Annotated in this window: 16 protein-coding genes; 10 read left to right on the forward strand and 6 right to left on the reverse strand. The window is 65.8% G+C overall.

The window, feature by feature from the left end; translation table 11 throughout:
• Window positions 1–5 precede the first annotated feature (5 nt).
• The 3 genes from VGM20_15140 to VGM20_15150 all read left to right on the forward strand — a co-directional run bounded on the left by VGM20_15140 (window position 6) and on the right by VGM20_15150 (window position 4,159).
• On the forward strand, window positions 6–1,211 hold the full coding sequence (locus tag VGM20_15140; protein ID HEY4102204.1) for a type II secretion system F family protein: 1,206 nt from the start codon (window positions 6–8) through the stop codon (window positions 1,209–1,211).
• Between the two features lie 134 nt (window positions 1,212–1,345).
• Window positions 1,346–2,140 carry a hypothetical protein gene (locus VGM20_15145; GenBank protein ID HEY4102205.1) on the forward strand — a complete coding sequence of 265 codons (795 nt, stop codon included), beginning with the start codon at window positions 1,346–1,348 and terminating at the stop codon, window positions 2,138–2,140.
• 45 nt (window positions 2,141–2,185) lie between these two features.
• Complete coding sequence (locus VGM20_15150) at window positions 2,186–4,159, forward strand: M1 family metallopeptidase (protein HEY4102206.1); 1,974 nt, start codon at window positions 2,186–2,188, stop codon at window positions 4,157–4,159.
• A gap of 84 nt (window positions 4,160–4,243) precedes the next feature.
• Here VGM20_15150 and VGM20_15155 read toward each other — a convergent pair whose 3' ends face one another.
• The 3 genes from VGM20_15155 to VGM20_15165 all read right to left on the reverse strand — a co-directional run bounded on the left by VGM20_15155 (window position 4,244) and on the right by VGM20_15165 (window position 7,136).
• A complete protein-coding gene (locus VGM20_15155; protein HEY4102207.1) occupies window positions 4,244–4,861 on the reverse strand; it encodes a hypothetical protein in 618 nt (205 codons plus the stop codon).
• 65 nt (window positions 4,862–4,926) lie between these two features.
• The gene (locus VGM20_15160; GenBank protein HEY4102208.1) at window positions 4,927–6,321 is read right to left on the reverse strand and encodes an MBL fold metallo-hydrolase; all 1,395 of its coding nucleotides are present in this window, start codon (window positions 6,319–6,321) and stop codon (window positions 4,927–4,929) included.
• Window positions 6,318–7,136 carry a S1/P1 nuclease gene (locus VGM20_15165; GenBank protein ID HEY4102209.1) on the reverse strand — a complete coding sequence of 273 codons (819 nt, stop codon included), beginning with the start codon at window positions 7,134–7,136 and terminating at the stop codon, window positions 6,318–6,320. Before VGM20_15165 ends, VGM20_15160 begins: the two co-directional genes overlap by 4 nt.
• A 145-nt stretch (window positions 7,137–7,281) precedes the next feature.
• On the opposite strand from VGM20_15165, the gene VGM20_15170 reads away from it, so the two are divergent.
• Together VGM20_15170 and VGM20_15175 are read left to right on the forward strand one after the other, a co-directional pair.
• On the forward strand, window positions 7,282–7,881 hold the full coding sequence (locus VGM20_15170; protein ID HEY4102210.1) for a hypothetical protein: 600 nt from the start codon (window positions 7,282–7,284) through the stop codon (window positions 7,879–7,881).
• A gap of 11 nt (window positions 7,882–7,892) precedes the next feature.
• Window positions 7,893–9,143 carry an MFS transporter gene (locus VGM20_15175; protein ID HEY4102211.1) on the forward strand — a complete coding sequence of 417 codons (1,251 nt, stop codon included), beginning with the start codon at window positions 7,893–7,895 and terminating at the stop codon, window positions 9,141–9,143.
• Here VGM20_15175 and VGM20_15180 read toward each other — a convergent pair.
• Window positions 9,140–9,598, reverse strand: a complete 459-nt coding sequence (locus VGM20_15180; protein HEY4102212.1) for a vitamin K epoxide reductase family protein — start codon at window positions 9,596–9,598, stop codon at window positions 9,140–9,142. The genes VGM20_15175 and VGM20_15180 overlap by 4 nt on opposite strands.
• 65 nt (window positions 9,599–9,663) lie before the next feature.
• Between VGM20_15180 and VGM20_15185 the strand changes: the two genes are divergently transcribed.
• Window positions 9,664–11,259, forward strand: a complete 1,596-nt coding sequence (locus tag VGM20_15185) for a peptide chain release factor 3 (protein ID HEY4102213.1) — start codon at window positions 9,664–9,666, stop codon at window positions 11,257–11,259.
• A gap of 3 nt (window positions 11,260–11,262) precedes the next feature.
• Here VGM20_15185 and VGM20_15190 read toward each other — a convergent pair whose 3' ends face one another.
• The gene (locus VGM20_15190) at window positions 11,263–12,750 is read right to left on the reverse strand and encodes a YdiU family protein (protein HEY4102214.1); all 1,488 of its coding nucleotides are present in this window, start codon (window positions 12,748–12,750) and stop codon (window positions 11,263–11,265) included.
• Between the two features lie 90 nt (window positions 12,751–12,840).
• Between VGM20_15190 and VGM20_15195 the strand changes: the two genes are divergently transcribed.
• From VGM20_15195 to VGM20_15210, 4 genes are all read left to right on the forward strand, one after another.
• Complete coding sequence (locus tag VGM20_15195) at window positions 12,841–13,551, forward strand: hypothetical protein (protein HEY4102215.1); 711 nt, start codon at window positions 12,841–12,843, stop codon at window positions 13,549–13,551.
• A 72-nt stretch (window positions 13,552–13,623) separates the two neighbouring features.
• Window positions 13,624–15,537, forward strand: coding sequence for an ABC-F family ATP-binding cassette domain-containing protein (locus VGM20_15200; protein ID HEY4102216.1), 1,914 nt, complete (start codon window positions 13,624–13,626; stop codon window positions 15,535–15,537).
• A gap of 33 nt (window positions 15,538–15,570) precedes the next feature.
• Window positions 15,571–16,296: a cytochrome b/b6 domain-containing protein gene (locus tag VGM20_15205; GenBank protein ID HEY4102217.1), complete on the forward strand. Its 726-nt coding sequence runs from the start codon at window positions 15,571–15,573 to the stop codon at window positions 16,294–16,296.
• Window positions 16,289–17,002 carry a molybdopterin-dependent oxidoreductase gene (locus tag VGM20_15210; GenBank protein ID HEY4102218.1) on the forward strand — a complete coding sequence of 238 codons (714 nt, stop codon included), beginning with the start codon at window positions 16,289–16,291 and terminating at the stop codon, window positions 17,000–17,002. The genes VGM20_15205 and VGM20_15210 overlap by 8 nt, the downstream gene beginning before the upstream one ends.
• Here the strand turns inward: VGM20_15210 and VGM20_15215 are convergent, their stop codons facing one another.
• Window positions 17,003–17,383, reverse strand: coding sequence for an RNA-binding S4 domain-containing protein (locus VGM20_15215; GenBank protein ID HEY4102219.1), 381 nt, complete (start codon window positions 17,381–17,383; stop codon window positions 17,003–17,005).
• Window positions 17,384–17,437 lie beyond the last annotated feature (54 nt).

The raw sequence follows: 17,437 nt of genomic DNA on the forward strand, positions 1-17,437 counted from the left end.
TCCCCATGCCCGTCTTTGAATACACGGCGAAGAACGCCACCACCGGCCAGATCATGAAGGGGAGCTACGACGCTCCCACGCGTGATGAGGTCATCGGCCACCTGCGGAAGAACCGGCTCCTGCTGGTGTCGCTCCGCGAGGCGCCGCGGGAGATCAAGCTCGCCCTGCCGGGGCGGAGCATCAGCACGCGCGATGTGGTCATCTTCACCCGCCAGTTCGCGACGATGATCAACTCGGGTCTCCCCCTGGTACAGTCGCTCACGATTCTGGCGGCGCAGACGCAGAATCCACGGCTCAAGGACGTGACCCGGTCGGTCGTGTTCGACGTCGAGGCCGGCAATACCCTCGCCGACGCGCTCGCCAAGCATCCCAAGGCGTTTCCGCAACTGTACGTCAACATGGTGGCGGCCGGCGAAGCGGGCGGTATTCTCGACACGATTCTTCTGCGCCTGGCCGCGTTCCTGGAAAAGAACGACAAGCTGATCCGCAAGGTGAAGAGCGCGATGATCTACCCGGCGGTGATCTTCACCGTCGCGCTGGGCGCCATCGCGATCCTGCTCATCTTCGTGATTCCTGTCTTCCGCACGATGTTCGACTCGGTGCACATGGAATTGCCGCTGCCGACACGGATCGTGATCGGGCTGTCGGACTTCCTGCGCTCGTTCTGGTGGGCCGTGGCCGGTGCGGTCGCCCTGGGCGGTTTCCTGTTCAAGCGGTTCTACGATACACCGATCGGTCGCCGCCGCGTCGACGGCCTGCTCCTGGCAATGCCGGTGCTCGGCGACGTGTTGCGCAAGTCCGCGGTGTCGCGATTCACCCGGACCCTCGGTACGCTGGTATCGTCGGGCGTGTCGATTCTCGACGGACTCGAGATCACCGCCAAGACCGCAGGCAACACCGTCATTCACGACGCGATCATGGCGGCGCGCACGTCGATCGCCGGCGGCGACACGATCGCCGCTCCGCTCGACAAATCCGGCGTCTTCCCGCCGATGGTGATCTCGATGATCGCAGTCGGCGAACAGACCGGCGGCCTCGACGAGATGCTCAGCAAGATCGCCGACTTCTACGACGACGAAGTGGACGTCGCCGTGAGCGGCCTCCTGTCGCTCCTCGAGCCGATCATGATTCTCTTCCTCGGCGTGATCGTCGGCGGGATGATCGTGGCGATGTACCTCCCGATCTTCGGAGTGATGCAGACAGTGCAGTAATCGCGGCATCCGCGGTGATACGGAGCGGGAGAAGGGGCCATGCCTCTTCTCCCGTTTCGCGTTCCGGGCCATCCCCCGCCCCATTGAGCGCCCGTTCGCGTAATATTCGAGACCCTCTTCCCGGACAACTTTGCATGCGCGTTTCGCGTTGTGTCGTCGCGGCAATCGCTCTTGGCCTGGCCGCCGCCCCGCTGGCGGCGCAGGACAACTACGAGATCCAGGTGTATGGCTCCGAGCTCGTCGCCCCCGGCGCGACGATGGTCGAGCTCCACAGCAACTACACCAACCATACCGGCGTCGACATCGGGCCAGGGATGGTGTCGACGTATCACGCGCTGCACGAGACGGTCGAGATCACCCACGGCTTCAATTCGTTCTTCGAACTGGGGTACTACAACTTCACGTCGATCAATCCCGATGGCGGATTCAACTGGGTCGGCACCCACCTGCGGCCCCGGTTCTCGGTCCCCGCCAGCTGGCACTGGCCGGTCGGCGTGTCGATCTCCCAGGAGTTCGGCTACCAGCGGAAGGAATTCTCCCCGGATACCTGGACGTACGAATTCCGTCCGATCATCGACCAGAAGCTCGGGCGCTTCTACTGGGCGGTCAATCCATCACTGGAGCTCTCGCTCAAGGGCGAGGGGCAGCACAACGGCTTCGAATTCTCGCCCAATGTGCAGGTGGGCCTGGACGTGAGTCGCCGGGTCAACCTGGCGCTGGAGTATTACGGCAACTTCGGGCCGCTGTCAGGGTTCGATCCGGTGTCGCAGACTGAGCAGGAGCTCTTCCCGGCGATCAACTACGATTTCGGGCCGGACTGGGAGTTCAACCTCGGCGTCGGGATGGCGCTCACCAGCCACACCGATGTGGTCGGTCTCAAGATGATCATCGGGCATCGATTCGGGATCACCAACCGGAAAACGCCGTAGCCATCCAGTATTAGTTTTTTCCCCGACTCTTTCGGAAAGTTTTCCATGTTCCGCATGGCTTGTGTCGCGTCATGTATCCTGGCGATGCCGCTTGGTGCCCAGGTGGTGCAAGGGCTTCCTCCCAATCCGCCGCTTCGGCCATCGGAGGCGGTGGCCGACACGTCGATCTTCGCGCCACTGGTCCTGCCGAGCGCGAACCTGATCCGGACGGGGAGCGGGGCTCCCGGCGCGCGCTACTGGCAGAATCATGCCGATTACGACATCGCGGCGACGCTCGACACGGCGGCGAAGACGCTGCACGGGCAGCTCACCCTTCGCTACACCAACAACTCGCCCGATACGCTGCAGTACATCTGGATCCAGACCGAACAGAACGCGTTCAAGGCGAATTCACTGAATTCGTACATCTTCCCCGCCGATTCCCGATTTGGCGCCAAGAATTTCGAGGGCGGGGACGTCATCGAACACTTCAATCAGGTCCTTCCCGGTGCCACGCGGACCGCGGCGGGTCGGCACCTCCCGCTCCACCTGCGCGACAACGAAACAGTCACCAAGGTTGATCTCGCCGAACCGCTCGCGCCGGGACACACCGCCACGTTCGATGTCGCCTGGCACTTCCTGATTCCCGAGCACGGCGCCGACCGGATGGGTCGCGACGGCTCGCTCTACGAACTGGCGCAGTGGTATCCCAGAATGTGCGTCTACGACGACGTCCGCGGCTGGAATACCGAGCCGTATCTCGGCCAGGGCGAGTTCTATCTCGAATATGGTGATTTCAACGTCGCCGTGACCGTCCCCGCCGGCTACATCGTCGCCGCAACCGGCACGCTGCAGAATGGCCCCGAGGTGTTGACGCCCACCGAGATCTCGCGGTTGGCGGCGGCGTCCAAGTCGGCGACGCCGGTCCACATCATCACCGCCGACGAACTGAAGAGCGGTTCCGCGCGCCCACGGGCCACGGGGACGATGACGTGGCGCTTTGCTGCGAAGGATGTGCGCGACGCCGTCTGGGCCGGATCGCCGGACTACCAGTGGGACGCGTCGAGCTACAAGGGTGCGATGGCGAACGCGTATTTCCGTCCGTCCGCGGCGTTCAACTGGAACGATGCGGCCGACCAGGCCCGCATGTCGATCATGGAATACTCGGAACGCTGGTATCCATATCCGTGGCCGCAAATCTCCGCGGTCGAGGGACCGATCAGCGGGATGGAGTATCCGATGCTCGCGATGGAGACGGTGAGTCGCGACAAGTACGATCTCTACAACGTGGTCACCCACGAGATCGGCCACATGTGGTTCCCGATGCTCGTGGGGTCGAACGAGCGGGAGTACATGTGGCAGGACGAAGGGTTCAACACCTTCATCAATACCTTCTCCGAAGCTCGCCGCTACCCCGAAAAGGGCGATCAGATGGCGCGCGCCGCCGAACAGCGCACCGAGATCGAGTATGTGATGCGCGTCGGTGCTGACCAGCCGGTGATGATCAATCCTGACCGGATCGACCCGAACCTGCTGGGGATCTCGGCATACGACAAACCGAGCGTCGGCCTGCAGCTTCTGCGGCAGGAGATCCTCGGGCCGGCCACGTTTGACGACGCCTTCCGCACCTACGTCAAGCGCTGGGCGTTCAAGCATCCTACCCCTGCCGATTTCTTCCGCACGATGGAGGATGTGAGCGGTCGCCGGCTCGACTGGTTCTGGCGCGAATGGTTCATCGAGAACGCGCGCTTCGACCAGGCGATCGACACGGTGGCCATCCGGCAGTCAGGCGATACCAGTCAGGTCGCCGTGATGTACGGCAACCGGATGCGCGGCGTGCTGCCGATTCACGTCCGGTTCACCTTCGCGGACAGCTCGAAGCAGGACTTCACCTATCCGGCGGAGGTGTGGAGCACCAACACCAGCCACTACGTGCGCGAGTACGCGTTCGTCGGCAAGAAAGTCGCGAAGATCGAGCTCGATCCCGATCACCTGCTGGTGGATGTGGAACGGACCAACAACTCCTGGACGCCGAAGTAGCGGTTCGCTGACGGGATGGCCAGAAACGAAGAGGGATCTCGATCGCCGGTCGAGATCCCTCTTCGTTTGTGCGGTAGCTGCTGGTCAACGATCGATCGGCTGGGCGGCGGAACTGTCTGGCCGGGCGCGGCGCCGCATGCCGAGCGAGTCGCCGAACGGGCGCCGTCCGCCGCGGCCGCGGAACGCCATCGCCGAATCACCGGGCCGCCCGCGGCGCAGCATCGCTCCGTTTCCCATCGACGGGGCGCCGAACCGTCCTCGGGGCCCGAGTGCTGCAGGGCCGCGCATCATGCCTGGACGCATCAGTCCGCGCCGCATCTCCATCGGTGCACCTCGCATCGCCATCGGTGGCCTGCGGTTCGCCATCGCATTGCGTCGCATCGCCATGCCGCCGCGTCGTGGTCCGCGAAAGCGCGCCATCCGGGCCCGCATCACGCCGTTGGCGCGGCCGAACCTCCGTCCATGCCAGCCGGCGGCGTCGAGCTCCTTGCGCATCCGGTCGCGGGTGCGCCGAAGCGATGCGCGCTGATTGTCGAGCTCCTGCTGATACCGTTGCCGGATCGCGTCAAAGCGCTTGGCCGAGTCGGCGCTCGACCGTGGCGCTGCGGCGCGGGCTCTCGGCGCGGGACGAGCCGGCACCTGCGCCGTGAGAGGAACTGCAAGAAAGGTTGCTGCTGCCATCACCATCCACGCGTTGCGCATCGGATCCTCGTCGTTGGCGTGTCGTGTCCTTCAGATCGTACGCGCGCGAGATGGTGGTGGTTGTCCTACTTGTCGATCCCCGACCACGCGGACCATCCGCCCAGGAGATTCGTGACGTTGCGAAATCCCATCTGCTCGAGCATTGATGCACCGATCGCCGAGCGCGATCCTCCAGCGCAGTGCAACGCGACCGGCGTGTTGCGATCGATCGACGCCATCGCCCGGGGGAGCGTGCCGAGCGGATGATGCTCGGCGCCATCGAGGTGTCCCGCGGCCCATTCATCGGGATCGCGCACGTCGACGATGACCACTCCGTGCCGCTGCAGCTGCTCCACCTCGGCCATCGGAACCTGCTTGCCGCGGACCAGCGATCCGTCGCGCTTCCCGGCGTCGAGCAGCCCTGGTCCGAACATCCCCTTGACCCGGTCGATGCCGATGGACGCCAGTGCCGTCCGGGCGCCGGCGCCAATCGCCGGAGTCGGTGCCAACAGGTAGATGTCGCGATCGTAGGGAACCAGCCATCCCGCCCATTTGGTGAACGCGCGTGCGAACGGGATGTTAAGCCACCCCTCGCGGTGCGCCTCGGCAAACGCTCCTTCGAGCCGGACATCGATGAGGAATGCCTTGTCGCCAAGGGTGTCGAGCGTGGCCGGATCAAGGATGGGGAGATCGGTGGACGGCAGGACCGGCGGACCTTCGCGGTTGAGTCGTTTCATTTCGGCGAAATACACCGGCGGCTCCGATTGCCCCTCGAGCACCGATGCGACGAACGCTGCTTCGTCCCGAGCGATGAACGCCCAGCTGGAGAGCCGCTCGTACCCCAGCGTCGATGACGGCACCGAGCCGAGTGCCTTGCCACATGCGGAGCCGGCGCCGTGCCCCGGCCAGACCTGCATGTAATTGGGATACGGCGCGAGGCGTTGCAACGAACGGAACAACGCCGCCGCAGCGGCGCGCTTCGAGTCGGCAACTCCCGCCGCACGTTCGAGGAGATCAGGACGGCCGACATCGCCAACGAAGACAAAGTCCCCGGAGAGGATCGCAAACGGCTCGTTGCTCCGGGCGAGGTCGGTGACGATGAAGGAGATGTGCTCGGGTGTGTGTCCGGGGGTGTGGAGGACGTCGAGGCGGACGCGTCCGAACGAGATCGAATCGCCGTCATGCAGCAGTACCGCGCCATCCGACGCCGCGAACTGGTATTGCCACTCCGTGCCGCCTTCTCCCGACAGGAGCGGTGTCGCTCCGGTTGCCGCGGCGAGCTGGCGCGTCCCCGATGCGAAGTCGGCGTGGATGTGCGTTTCGGCGACACGGGTGATCGTGACGTGCTCCTGCCGCGCCGCGACGAGATACTGCTCGACGTCGCGCGCCGGATCGATCACGATCCCTTCGCCGCACTGTTCGCAGCCGATGAGATAGCTCGCCTGGGCGAGGCGGTCGTCGTAGAAGCGGCGGACAATCACTGTGCTGTCCTCCCAAGGGTGCGCTCGAGGAGCGCGCCGAGACGGACGCCGGCGCGGAGCAGGCGTTCCTGGATGATTGGACGTGCGCTGTCGGCGTAGTGCTGGTCGATCACCAGTGATTGCGGCAGATCGCGATAGACCATGTCGCGGGCGATGTCGTGCGATTCCATTGCCCACTGGACCGCCGTGCCGCCGCTGATCGCCGCGACATCGGGCCGGTGCGAGAGTTCGTTCATGATGTTCTGCTCGATCTGTTCGTCACTTTCGCCCCATGAGAGCAGCAGTCGGCTATCCCAGAGGGAGTGGAGATTGGTCGGGTTCGCGTCGAACGTGAGCTTGATGCTATTGCCGCCCTGATCATTGCGGTCGCCGGCGTGCAGCGGTTGATGTACGTCGCCGACGAGATGGACCACCCACTTGAGCGCCGTGCCGCGGGTCGAGTCGGGCAGGGACCGGTTGCCGAGGATCGCCGCCTGCCGCGTGATCTGCACGATAAGACAGTCGTCGTTCTTGCAGTCGCGCGACGGGACGTAGGTCGAGTCATAGACCTCGATGTTGACGTAGTGCCACGGCGACGTCTGCGGCATCTCCCGGCGATGTTCGTCCGCCCAGGCAGCGACGTCAGTGATATTCTGGCCGTCGAGGAGGCGCCGGGTTTCGTCGGCCACGGCAGGGGAGAGTCGGTTGAGGGCGACCTGCGCCACGATCCGGTGTCCGTCCGCTCCCCAGAATCGGGTCAACGACTCCGATCGTGGCGTGGGAACGAACATGACGGCGGCCGCGCCGATCGAGGCGACGTGGCGGGAAATGAGCATATCCGATCCGAAGCTGGGGTCACGCCCGAGCGCCGCGGCTCGGGAACGTCCACATTGTAGCCGGAGCAACCGTCAAATGCATACCGGCGGCAGAGGGTTCCCCACCGCCGGGAACAGCTGGCGGGGACGCGACAAGGAGCAGGGAATGGGCAGGAAATTGTGGGTATTCCTGGCGTTGGTCATGGTGGTCGCGGCGCTCCGGCTCGGGGCGCAGGACACCCTCGGGTCACGCATCACCAACGCGGGGGCGGTACGGGCCAACGCGGCGACCGATTCGGTCTTCATCTCCCGGACCCGGCTCGCCGATACCGTCGACATCGGCGATTTCGCCAGCGCGATGCTCGCCCGCATTGGCGCGCCGCCGTTCGACGATTCCCTCGGCTTCCGGGTCTTCTCCGATGGTCGATCGATCAGGATCCGCGGTCGCCTGATGGATTTTCCTCCCGATTCCCGCGCCGAACTCGGTCCGATCTTCTCCTTTCTCGACTCGACCTCAGTCTGGGAGGCGCAGATCTCGATGCCACAGCGGGACAGCGGCATCATGCGCTTCCGGCTCGACCGCGTCACAGTCCGGGGCTTTCCGATTCCCGACCTGCTGCTGCTCGCGGCAGTGAGTCAGTACAGCAAGCGCTACCCCGGAATGCTGCAGGCAGGTGGGCGCGCGTTTGATGTCGGCATGCCGAAGGAAGCGAAGGTTTCGCTGATCACCAACGGGATCGTGCTGAAGATGCCGCCGAAGCCTTAGCTTTGGGGCCGATGCACGACCCCTGGGCCGCCCTGCGGCATCGCGATTACCGACGGTTTCTTGCGGGACATTTTGCCACCACCCTTGGTGTCCAGATCCAGGACATCATCGTGGCGTGGCAGATGTATCTCGACACCCACGACCCGCTTTCCCTGGGCCTCGTCGGCCTTGCGGAGGCACTCCCCAACATCGCGACATCGCTCCTGGGCGGGCACGTCGCCGACCGGATGGACCGGCGGCGGCTCGCGATGATCTCGACCTGGATCCTCCTCGCATGTGCGTTCATTCTGGCGGCGCTTGCGGGAATCGGGACACAATCGCGGCATTGGCGCGTGGTCGGTGTCTATCTGGTCGTGGCGATCAGCGGCGTGGCGCGCGCCTTCCTGCAGCCGGCGCGAACCGCTCTCGGCGCCGGGATGATGCCGCGCGAGCTGCGGTCCAACGCGGTGACGTGGCGCAGCACCATCTGGCAACTCGGCGCCGTCATCGGGCCCGCACTCGGCGGTGTGCTCAACGCCGCCGTGGGGACCCGCGGGAGTTATCTCGTCGGCGCCGCGCTGGTCGCGATCGGGTTGATTGCGCTCTGGGCGATCGAATTCCGCGGTGTGCCATCCGAAGCGGGGAACGCCGTGCCGATCCGCGAGTCACTGGCCTCGGGGATTCGATACCTGCGCGGGCAGCAGGTCCTCCTCGGCGCCATGACGCTCGACCTCTTCTCGGTGCTCTTCGGCGGTGCGGTGGCACTCCTCCCGGTCTTTGTCGTCGACATCCTGCACACCGGCGTGTGGGGGCTCGGCCTGCTGCGCGCAGCACCGGCGGTCGGCGCGTTGGCAATGTCGATCTGGCTGGCGTGGCGGAAGCCGATGCAGCGCGCCGGCCGGTCACTGTTCATTGCCGTCGCGGCGTTCGGCCTCTTTACCATCGGATTCGGGCTGGCGCGCAGCATCTGGCTCTCGTTCGCGTGTCTGGCACTGGGCGGTGCCGCCGACATGATCAGCGTGGTGATCCGCTCCACGCTGCTGCAGCTGCTCGTCCCCGATCACCTGATGGGGCGCGTGACGAGCGTCAATCAGATCTTCATCGGATCGAGCAACGAGATCGGGTCCTTTGAATCGGGGATCACCGCCAAGATCATGGGAGCGGTGCCGGCGGTGCTGATGGGAGGATTCCTCACGCTCGGCGTGGTCGGCGCCACGGCGGGGCTGGCGCCGCAACTCGTTGCCGTCGGCAGCCTCAACGACGTGCGGGAGGTCCCCGCCTAGCTGCGGCGGAGCCGCCGCCAGTCGAGTATCACAGCGATGACCTGCGTGGTGATGGTGATCGCGCTCTCGGCGCACCAGCGACAGAATGATTTCATCACGAAGAATTCGTAGTACTTGAGCCGCAGCGTGAACAGGAACGCAAAGACGATCAGGATCGTCAGCACGGTCGTCACGGTGCGGTTCATGTAGTACTTCGGATTGAGCCCAACCATCGCCGTGATCAGGATCAGCGTGTAGCCGATCGTTCCGATCAGCGCCACATCGATCCCCCAGAACATTCCCCACCGCGACGTCATCACGAATTCGCAGGAATGCTGCGCATTGCACACCAGCGGCCCCATGTAGCCGAGCTTCCAGAGGTGCAGATAGAGCGCGACAAGGCCGGCGATCACCGACGTTGCGGCGATCCAGTGCCGGGGGGTGAACCCGGGCTCTGCTGATGTGGAGTTGGTCACGGCGGGATTCTATCGCGTCGGCGCCCAATTGGGAATCTCGATCGTGGTACCTTTGGCACCCACCCATGGCCGACGCTTCCGAAACCGTTCAACCGGCGCTCCGCCGGCGCACCTTCGCGATCATCTCGCATCCCGATGCCGGGAAGACGACGCTGACCGAAAAGCTGCTCCTCTACGGCGGCGCGATTCATCTCGCCGGGTCGGTCAAGGCGCGAAGAGCGGCACGGCATGCCACTTCGGACTGGATGGAGCTCGAGCGGCAGCGCGGCATCTCGGTCACGTCGAGTGTGCTGCAGTTCCAGTATCGCGGCTACCAGGTCAACCTCCTCGACACGCCCGGTCACGCCGACTTTTCCGAGGACACCTATCGCACCCTGATCGCGGCGGACAGTGCCGTGATGCTTCTCGACAATCGTCGTGGCGTGGAGGAACGGACTCGACAGCTGTTCGACGTCTGCCGGTTGCGCCGGATGCCGATTTTTTCGTTCGTCAACAAATGCGACCGGCCGGGCGGCAACCCGTTGCAGCTCGTCAGTGACGTCGAGGCCGATCTCGGTCTCGGCATCTACCCCGTGACCTGGCCGATTCACGCCAGCTCCGGATTCGTGGGCGTCGCAGACCGCCGCCGCCGCGAAGCGCTCCTCTTCGACCGCGCCGCCGATCACGGAGCGACACTGGTCGGCACCCGCCGCCTGTCGCTCGACGATCCGGCACTCGCCGAGCTCCTTGGCCCGGAGGGGGCGAGCACCCTGCGCGATGAACTCGACCTCCTCGATCATGCGGGACATGCATGGGATGAGGGCGCGGTCCTCGATGGAACACTCTCACCGATGTTCTTCGGATCGGCGCTCTCCAACTTCGGCGTCGAACCGTTCCTCCACGACTTCCTCGATCACGCACCTGGCCCGCTGCCGCGGCCGGCGACACCGGCCGATGTCCGACCCGACGACGCGGAATTCACCGGCTTCGTCTTCAAGATCCAGGCGAACATGGATCCGAGGCATCGCGACCGGATCGCGTTCGTGCGCGTCTGCTCGGGTCGCTTCACGGCGGGGATGACGGTGTCGCTGGCACGCACCGGCAAGGCGCTCCGCCTGTCGCAACCGCAGCAGTTCCTGGCGCGCGAACGGGTGGAAATCGAGGAGGCGTGGCCCGGTGACGTGATCGGCGTGCACGACCGCGGAACGTTGCGGGTATCGGACTCGCTGTCGCTGCGCGGTGACGTCACCTTCAGCGGTATTCCGCGATTCGCGCCGCAATTCTTCGCCCGCGTCGTCGTGGCCGATCCGCTGCGCCGCAAGCACCTCGACACCGGGCTCCGCCAGCTCGGAGAAGAGGGTGCGGTCCAGGTCTTCTATCAGGAGTCGATTGCCGGCCCGGTCCCGATCATCGGTGCGGTTGGCTTGCTCCAGTTTGACGTGCTCCTCTTCCGGCTCGACAACGAGTACGGCGTGCCGTGCAAGCTGGAGCCGCTGCCGTTCAAGCTGGCGCGATGGGTCCGCGGGAGCGATGACGCGATCGAACGCGTGGTCGAGGGGCGATCGCGCCTGCGCCTCTACGACGCCAAGGGGAGTTCGATCCTTCTCTTCGAGGATGAGTGGTCGCTGCGGCACACACTGGAAAAGGGCGAGGGGCTCGAATTCCTCGACGTCGCGCCGTGACGATCACGAACTGCAGCTGAGTGCCAGATCGGCCGCCCACGCCGGCGGCCGGCCTGCAAATCGCTCTGCCCCGGGATGCTCGTCGAACGGCGCCGCGACAATCGATCGCAGCTCGTCAATCGACGCGAACTCTCCGCTCTCCGCCGCCACAATCACTTCCTGCGCCATCCAGTTCCGGAGGACGAACTTCGGATTGGTTCGCAGCATCCGTTGGTGCCGCTCCGCGTCGATCGAGTGCTCGCGGCGGAGCCTCGCGGTGTACCGCGCGAGCCACGGTTCGATCGCTGGGCTTTGCTCGACCGCATCGCGCACCGCGCCTGCGCTGCTGCTGGCGTCGGGATTCGTCGCGGAAGTGACGCGCGACAGGGCGCGAAAGGCTCGCGTGTAGTCGCCGCGGGCGGCGTTCAGGATCGCGAACAACGCTGTCGCGAGGTCGGCGTCGTCCGGCTCGTGCGCGACCAGTCCCAGCTTGGCGCGCATCAACCGCCCCAGCTCCGCGTCGAACACTTCGCGATACGACTCGAGCGACGCGAGTATGTCGCTCTCCGTGAGCAGCGACCGGAGCGCCTCGCCGAGCCGGGCACAATTCCAGAGCCCGACCATCGGCTGCTGGTCGAAGGCGTAGCGGCCGGCTGGATCAGAGTGATTGGGAATGAAGCCGGGATCGTAGCGATCGATCCAGCCATACGGGCCGTAGTCGAGGGTGATCCCGAGGATCGACATGTTGTCGGTATTGAGGACACCGTGAGTAAAGCCGGTCGCCGTCCACGCCGCCATCAGCCGCGCGGTGCGTGACACCACCTCGCGGTACCAGCCTGCATATCGCTCGGCGGCCGCGAGAGTCAGCAACTGCGGCAGGTGGAGTCCGATGACGTAATCCGCAAGCTGTGCCACCGCGTCGAACATCGACCGCGACGCGAAGACCTCGAAACTGCCGAACCGGACGTGCGTCGGGGCGATCCGGACCAGGACTGCGGCGCGCTCGACCGTTTCGCGGTACACCGGCAGATCACTCGCGACGATCGCGAGCGCGCGTGTGCTTGGAATGCCGAGGCCGTGCATCGCCTCACTGGCGAGGTATTCGCGGATGGTGGAGCGGAGCACCGCCCGTCCATCGCCCATCCGTGAAAAGCGCGTCAGCCCCGATCCCTTGACCTGAACATCCCACCGCTCGTGCCGGTCATTGACGACCTCTCCGAGGAGAATGGCCCGTCCGTCGCCGAGCTGTGGAACCCAGACTCCGAATTGATGGCCGGCGTAGATTGCCGCCACCGGATCGGTACCCGCGATCGGTCGATCGCCGTTGATTCCGGCGACAAAATCGGGATCGCCGCCGGCATCCGGGCCCAGGTCGAGCAGTGCGGCGGCATCGGGGTTGAAGGCCGCGAGCCGCGGCTGGGTGAGCGGAGTCGGCGTGACGCGCTGGTAGAATATTCCGGGGAGCCGGGCGAACGAGTTGTCCCAGGTCAGGTCGTCGAGATGGCGGGTCACGATCGAAAGGTATCGGCCCGCTGAAACCTTGGTCGGGTTGGATACGTTTAGGATTGCAACAATGCCGGCTGGGCCGGCGGGAGCGCGCCGATGACTCGGAAATACTGGATGGGGATCGTCGCCGGGATGCTGGCGATCTTCTGCGTGGGACTCTTGGTGGCCAAGGGGATCAACCGCGGCACGAGCTTCGTGAAGAGCAACTTCCCGTCTGCGATGCCGTTGATGGTCGACGCCGGCTTCCGGGTCGACGGTCGCCGCCTTGGCGACATTCAGCGCCTGCAGTTCATCCGGTCGCAACCAGGGATGGTCGATTCGGCGGTCCTCACCGTCGCAATGAAGGACAGTGGCAGCGTGTCGGCGGTGAACGATTGCGTGCTTCGGGTGACCAATGGCCAACCGTTCGGAAGCCACACCCGCTTCGCCTGTGTCTCGAAGGCGGATTCGGCTGAGCTCGACCTGATGCCGTTCGGACACGTGATCCTGGAGCCGTCGGGGAAGACCGTGACGCTCTATGCGCCGGGTGACGACATCGACGATCTCCACGAGCACGCGTATCGCGGCACCGGCAGCAGTGATTCGGGGAACGTCGACATCCAGGCCGCCGACGACAAGGTGTCGATCAAGGTGAATGGGCAGGAGATCGTCCATATCGACGGGCATGGCGATCACGGGATGGTCGTGATCCGTGATGCGCATGGGCATCCGATCGTGCAGATCAACGGCGACAGCGGCTCGGTGAAGATCAACGACGCCCAAGGCCACGCCAAGGTCGACATTCACGGCGGCGATTCGAGTCACTAGCGCGCCCCGCCGCCCGCACCTGCCCGGCGGGGCGGTACGGATTACGTTTCCCGCCCCGCAACCGGACCTGCCGTGGCGTTGATTTCAGCCAGTGGGCTCGGCGTCTCTTTCGGCGCCGACGTCCTTTTCGATGACATCACCTTTCAGATCGAGCGCGGCGAACGGTGGGGTGTGGTCGGTCGTAACGGGACCGGCAAGACCACGCTGATGCAGCTGGTGATCGGCTCGCGCGAGCCTGATCGCGGTGTGGTCGCGCGTACGCCGGGGATGCGCGTCGCGGTGATGGACCAGTATCGCGACCTGGGCGGTGCCCGGACGGTGTGGGACGCCGCGGCGCGGGGATTCGCGGAGCTGCTGCAGCTGGAGCACGACCTGGGCGCGCAGGCTCACGCGATCGGCGAGATGGGCGACCGCGTGACGCCGGAGATGCTCGACCGGTACGCGCGCGATCTTGAGCGGTTCGAGCATGGCGGCGGCTACGAAGCCGCGGCGCGGGTCGACGCCGTGCTGGCGGGGCTGGGGTTCGACCCGGTCGACGCGAAGACGCGCGATGCCGAAACGTTGTCCGGTGGCGAGCGGGGACGCCTCGCCCTTGCGGGACAGCTCGCCGCGCCGGCCGACCTGCTGATCCTCGACGAGCCGACCAATCATCTCGATCTCGCCACTGCCCGGTGGCTCGAAGCGTACCTGCACGATCTCGACGAAGCGGTGCTGCTCATTTCGCACGACCGCGCCTTTCTCGACGCCGTCGCCGATCACGTCCTCCACTTCGAGGGTGACACGGCCACGCCGTACAGCGGGAATTATCAGCGCTTCATCGTGCAGCGCGCCGAGCGGCGGATGGCGCTCGAACGCGCGGTGAGGAAGCAGGACGCGAAGTTTGCGGCGGAGGAAGACTTCATTCGGCGCAACATCGCGGGTCAGAAGACGAACCAGGCGAAAGGGCGGCGCCGCCGGCTCGAGCGAATGCCGCGCCTCTCGCCGCCGCCGGGTTCGGACGGCGCGATGGCCGTGGCGTTCGCGCCCGGCGAGCGTGGTGGTGATCAGGTCCTTGCCACCGAGCGGCTCGAAGTGCGCGTGGGTACTCGGCAGCTTCTCGCGCCATGGTCCGGCGCGCTGCGACGGGGAGATGTGGTCGGCCTCATTGGCGCCAACGGCGCGGGGAAGTCGACGCTGCTGCGCACCATTCTGGGCGAGCGGGCGCCCGACGGCGGATCGGTCCGCATCACGCCGTCGATCACCACCGCGTACTACCGCCAGGATCTCGGTGACGTCGATCCCGCCGCCACGCTGTACCAGCTGATCGCCGCGCGGCGTCCCGCGTGGAATCGCGGCCAGATCCAGGGCCATCTCGGCCGCTTCGATTTTTCCGGCGACTCGGTGCAGCGACGCGCGTCATCGCTGTCCGGGGGCGAGCGCGCCCGGGTCGCGCTGGCGCTGATGATGCTGCAGGAAGCGAATCTCCTCGTGTTCGACGAGCCGACCAATCACCTCGATGTCGAATCGATCGAGGCGCTCGAAGACGCCGTCGAGGAATACGAGGGCACGGTGATCCTCGTCACGCATGACCGGGCGCTGCTGACCGCGCTTGCGACACGAATCTGGTCGCTCGAAGGGGGAACGATCCGCGACTACCCCGGGAGCTTCGCGGAATGGGAGGCGGAGCGGGCCGCCGCCCGTCCCGCGGCGGCCGAAGCGAGGGCGCGACGCGCAGCCGAGGAGAAGCCGGCGCCGCCGCAGCGATCGGATGCCTCGCGGCGGCGGACGGCGGAACGGACGCTGGCCCAGGCGGAGGAACTGGTGGCGCGCAGCGAGGAGGATTTGCAGCGGCTCGAACGAGAGCTGGCCAATCCGGCGCTCTATCAGAACTCGACTCCCGCCGTCGATGCGAAGGCACTGACCGCGGCGCGCGACCGGGCGCGGCGCGCCCTCGACCAGGCGTACGCCGCATGGGATGTGGCGACCAAGGCGCTTGACGAGGGCTGATCGTTAGATTTCACGCCATCCCGGAGCGTGCCGATGACCACCGCGCCTCACCCCCTCGACGCTGCGCCCGATCGCGCCGGGAGCCGCACGCGCGGCATCCGGCGGCACGGCGTCCTGGTACGGGTCACGCACTGGCTCAACGCGCTCTTTCTGGCCGGGATGATCGCGAGTGGCCTGCAGATCTACGCCGCCTATTCCCATTTCGGCTATCACGGCAACACCTTCGGCGCGCCGAATCCCTTTGACGCGACGCGTTACAGCGTTCCCCATGCCGTCACGCTCGGGGGGTGGCTCGCCGGTGGCCTGCGATGGCATTTCACGCTGGCGTGGCCGTTTGCCATCACCGGCGTGGCGTACGTCCTCTTCCTGATCTTCTCCGGCGAATGGCGCGCGATTCTCTTCCGTCCGCGCGACATTCCCGCAGCATGGCAGATGACGCGATACTATCTCCGGTTGCGCCGGGATCATCCGCCGCAGGGGAAGCACAACGCCCTGCAGAAGAGCGCGTACACCGTCGTGCTTCTCCTGGCGATGCTCTCGATCGCGACCGGATTCGCGATCGCCAAGCCGGTGCAGCTCTCCTGGCTGACGGCGATCTTCGGCGGCTACGAGTGGGCGCGCTACTGGCACTTCGTCGCGGTATGGACGTTCATGGCGTTCATCGTGGTGCATGTGGTCGCGGTCTTCGCCTCCGACCCGGCGTCGCTTCGCGCCATCATCACCGGACGGTATCGCGGCAGGTTCACGGCGAATGAGTGATCCGCGCCCGCATCTCCCGCGCCGGGATTTTCTCCGCGCGATCGTCCCGGCGATTCCGGCGGCGCTTGCCGCGTGCGGCTGGGACGGCGGCCGCCGGCTGCAGCCGGTATTCAACCGCGTCATCGCCTTCAACAACCAGCTTGGCGAGGACCTTCAGGCGGTGACGCACCGCACCGCCAATCCGACGCAACCGCCGCGCGGCCAGATGCCGGCGTACTACATCTCGAAGCATCTGCCGCAGTTGAGTGATCCGGCCACATGGCGCCTCGAGGTTGGCGGGCTGGTCCGGACGCCGACGCAGTTCACGCCCGAGATGCTCGGCGCGCTGCCGCACATCAGCTATTCGGTGACCCATCACTGCGTGGAAGGATGGTCGGTGGTGAAATCATGGCGCGGCGTGCCGTTTTCGACGATCGCGGCACTGGTCGGTCCGACGTCGGGCGCGCGATATGTCCGGTTCGACTCGTTCGACGACAACTATATGAACGGTTGGGATATCGAGAGCGCGATGCATCCGCAGACGATTCTCGCCGATGGCTTCGAGGGGCATCCGCTCGGGCCGGAACACGGGGCGCCGTTGCGGCTCTATTCGCCGATCAAGCTCGGGTACAAGCTCACCAAGTATCTCACCCGCGTCACCTTCACCGATACGAAGCCGGGCGGCTACTGGGAAGACATGGGGTATCCCTGGTTCGGCGGCCTCTGATCAGCTGCGGCCGCGCCAGCGATCCCAGGCGCGGCGATCCTTCTTTCCCGGCTTGCCCTCCCGCTCGAATGCCGGCGCGAGGCGGAGTTGCTCGCGAAGCCGTTCGCGCGCGTCACGCGATTCGGGCGTCTCCTGATAGAGTGCCGACGCTGCCGCGGCCGATCCCCGGCGCTCCGCCGTCCCCGTGACCAGCAGCCGATAGTCGTACGGGGGGATCCGCAGCTGAACGGTATCGCCCGGGCGGACGGAGCGGGCCGGCTTGGCGCGGTCACCGTTCACATCCACCTTCCCGCCATTCACCGCTTCAGTCGCCGCCGAGCGGGTCTTGAAGAACCGGGCCGCCCATAGCCATTTGTCGAGGCGCACGCTCTCGTCGGACATCCATCAACTCTAGTCTGCCGTAGTGCTGGCCTCTACCACACACCATATTTCGGA

The organism is Gemmatimonadales bacterium, from assembly GCA_036500345.1.
GTDB lineage: Bacteria > Gemmatimonadota > Gemmatimonadetes > Gemmatimonadales > GWC2-71-9 > Palsa-1233.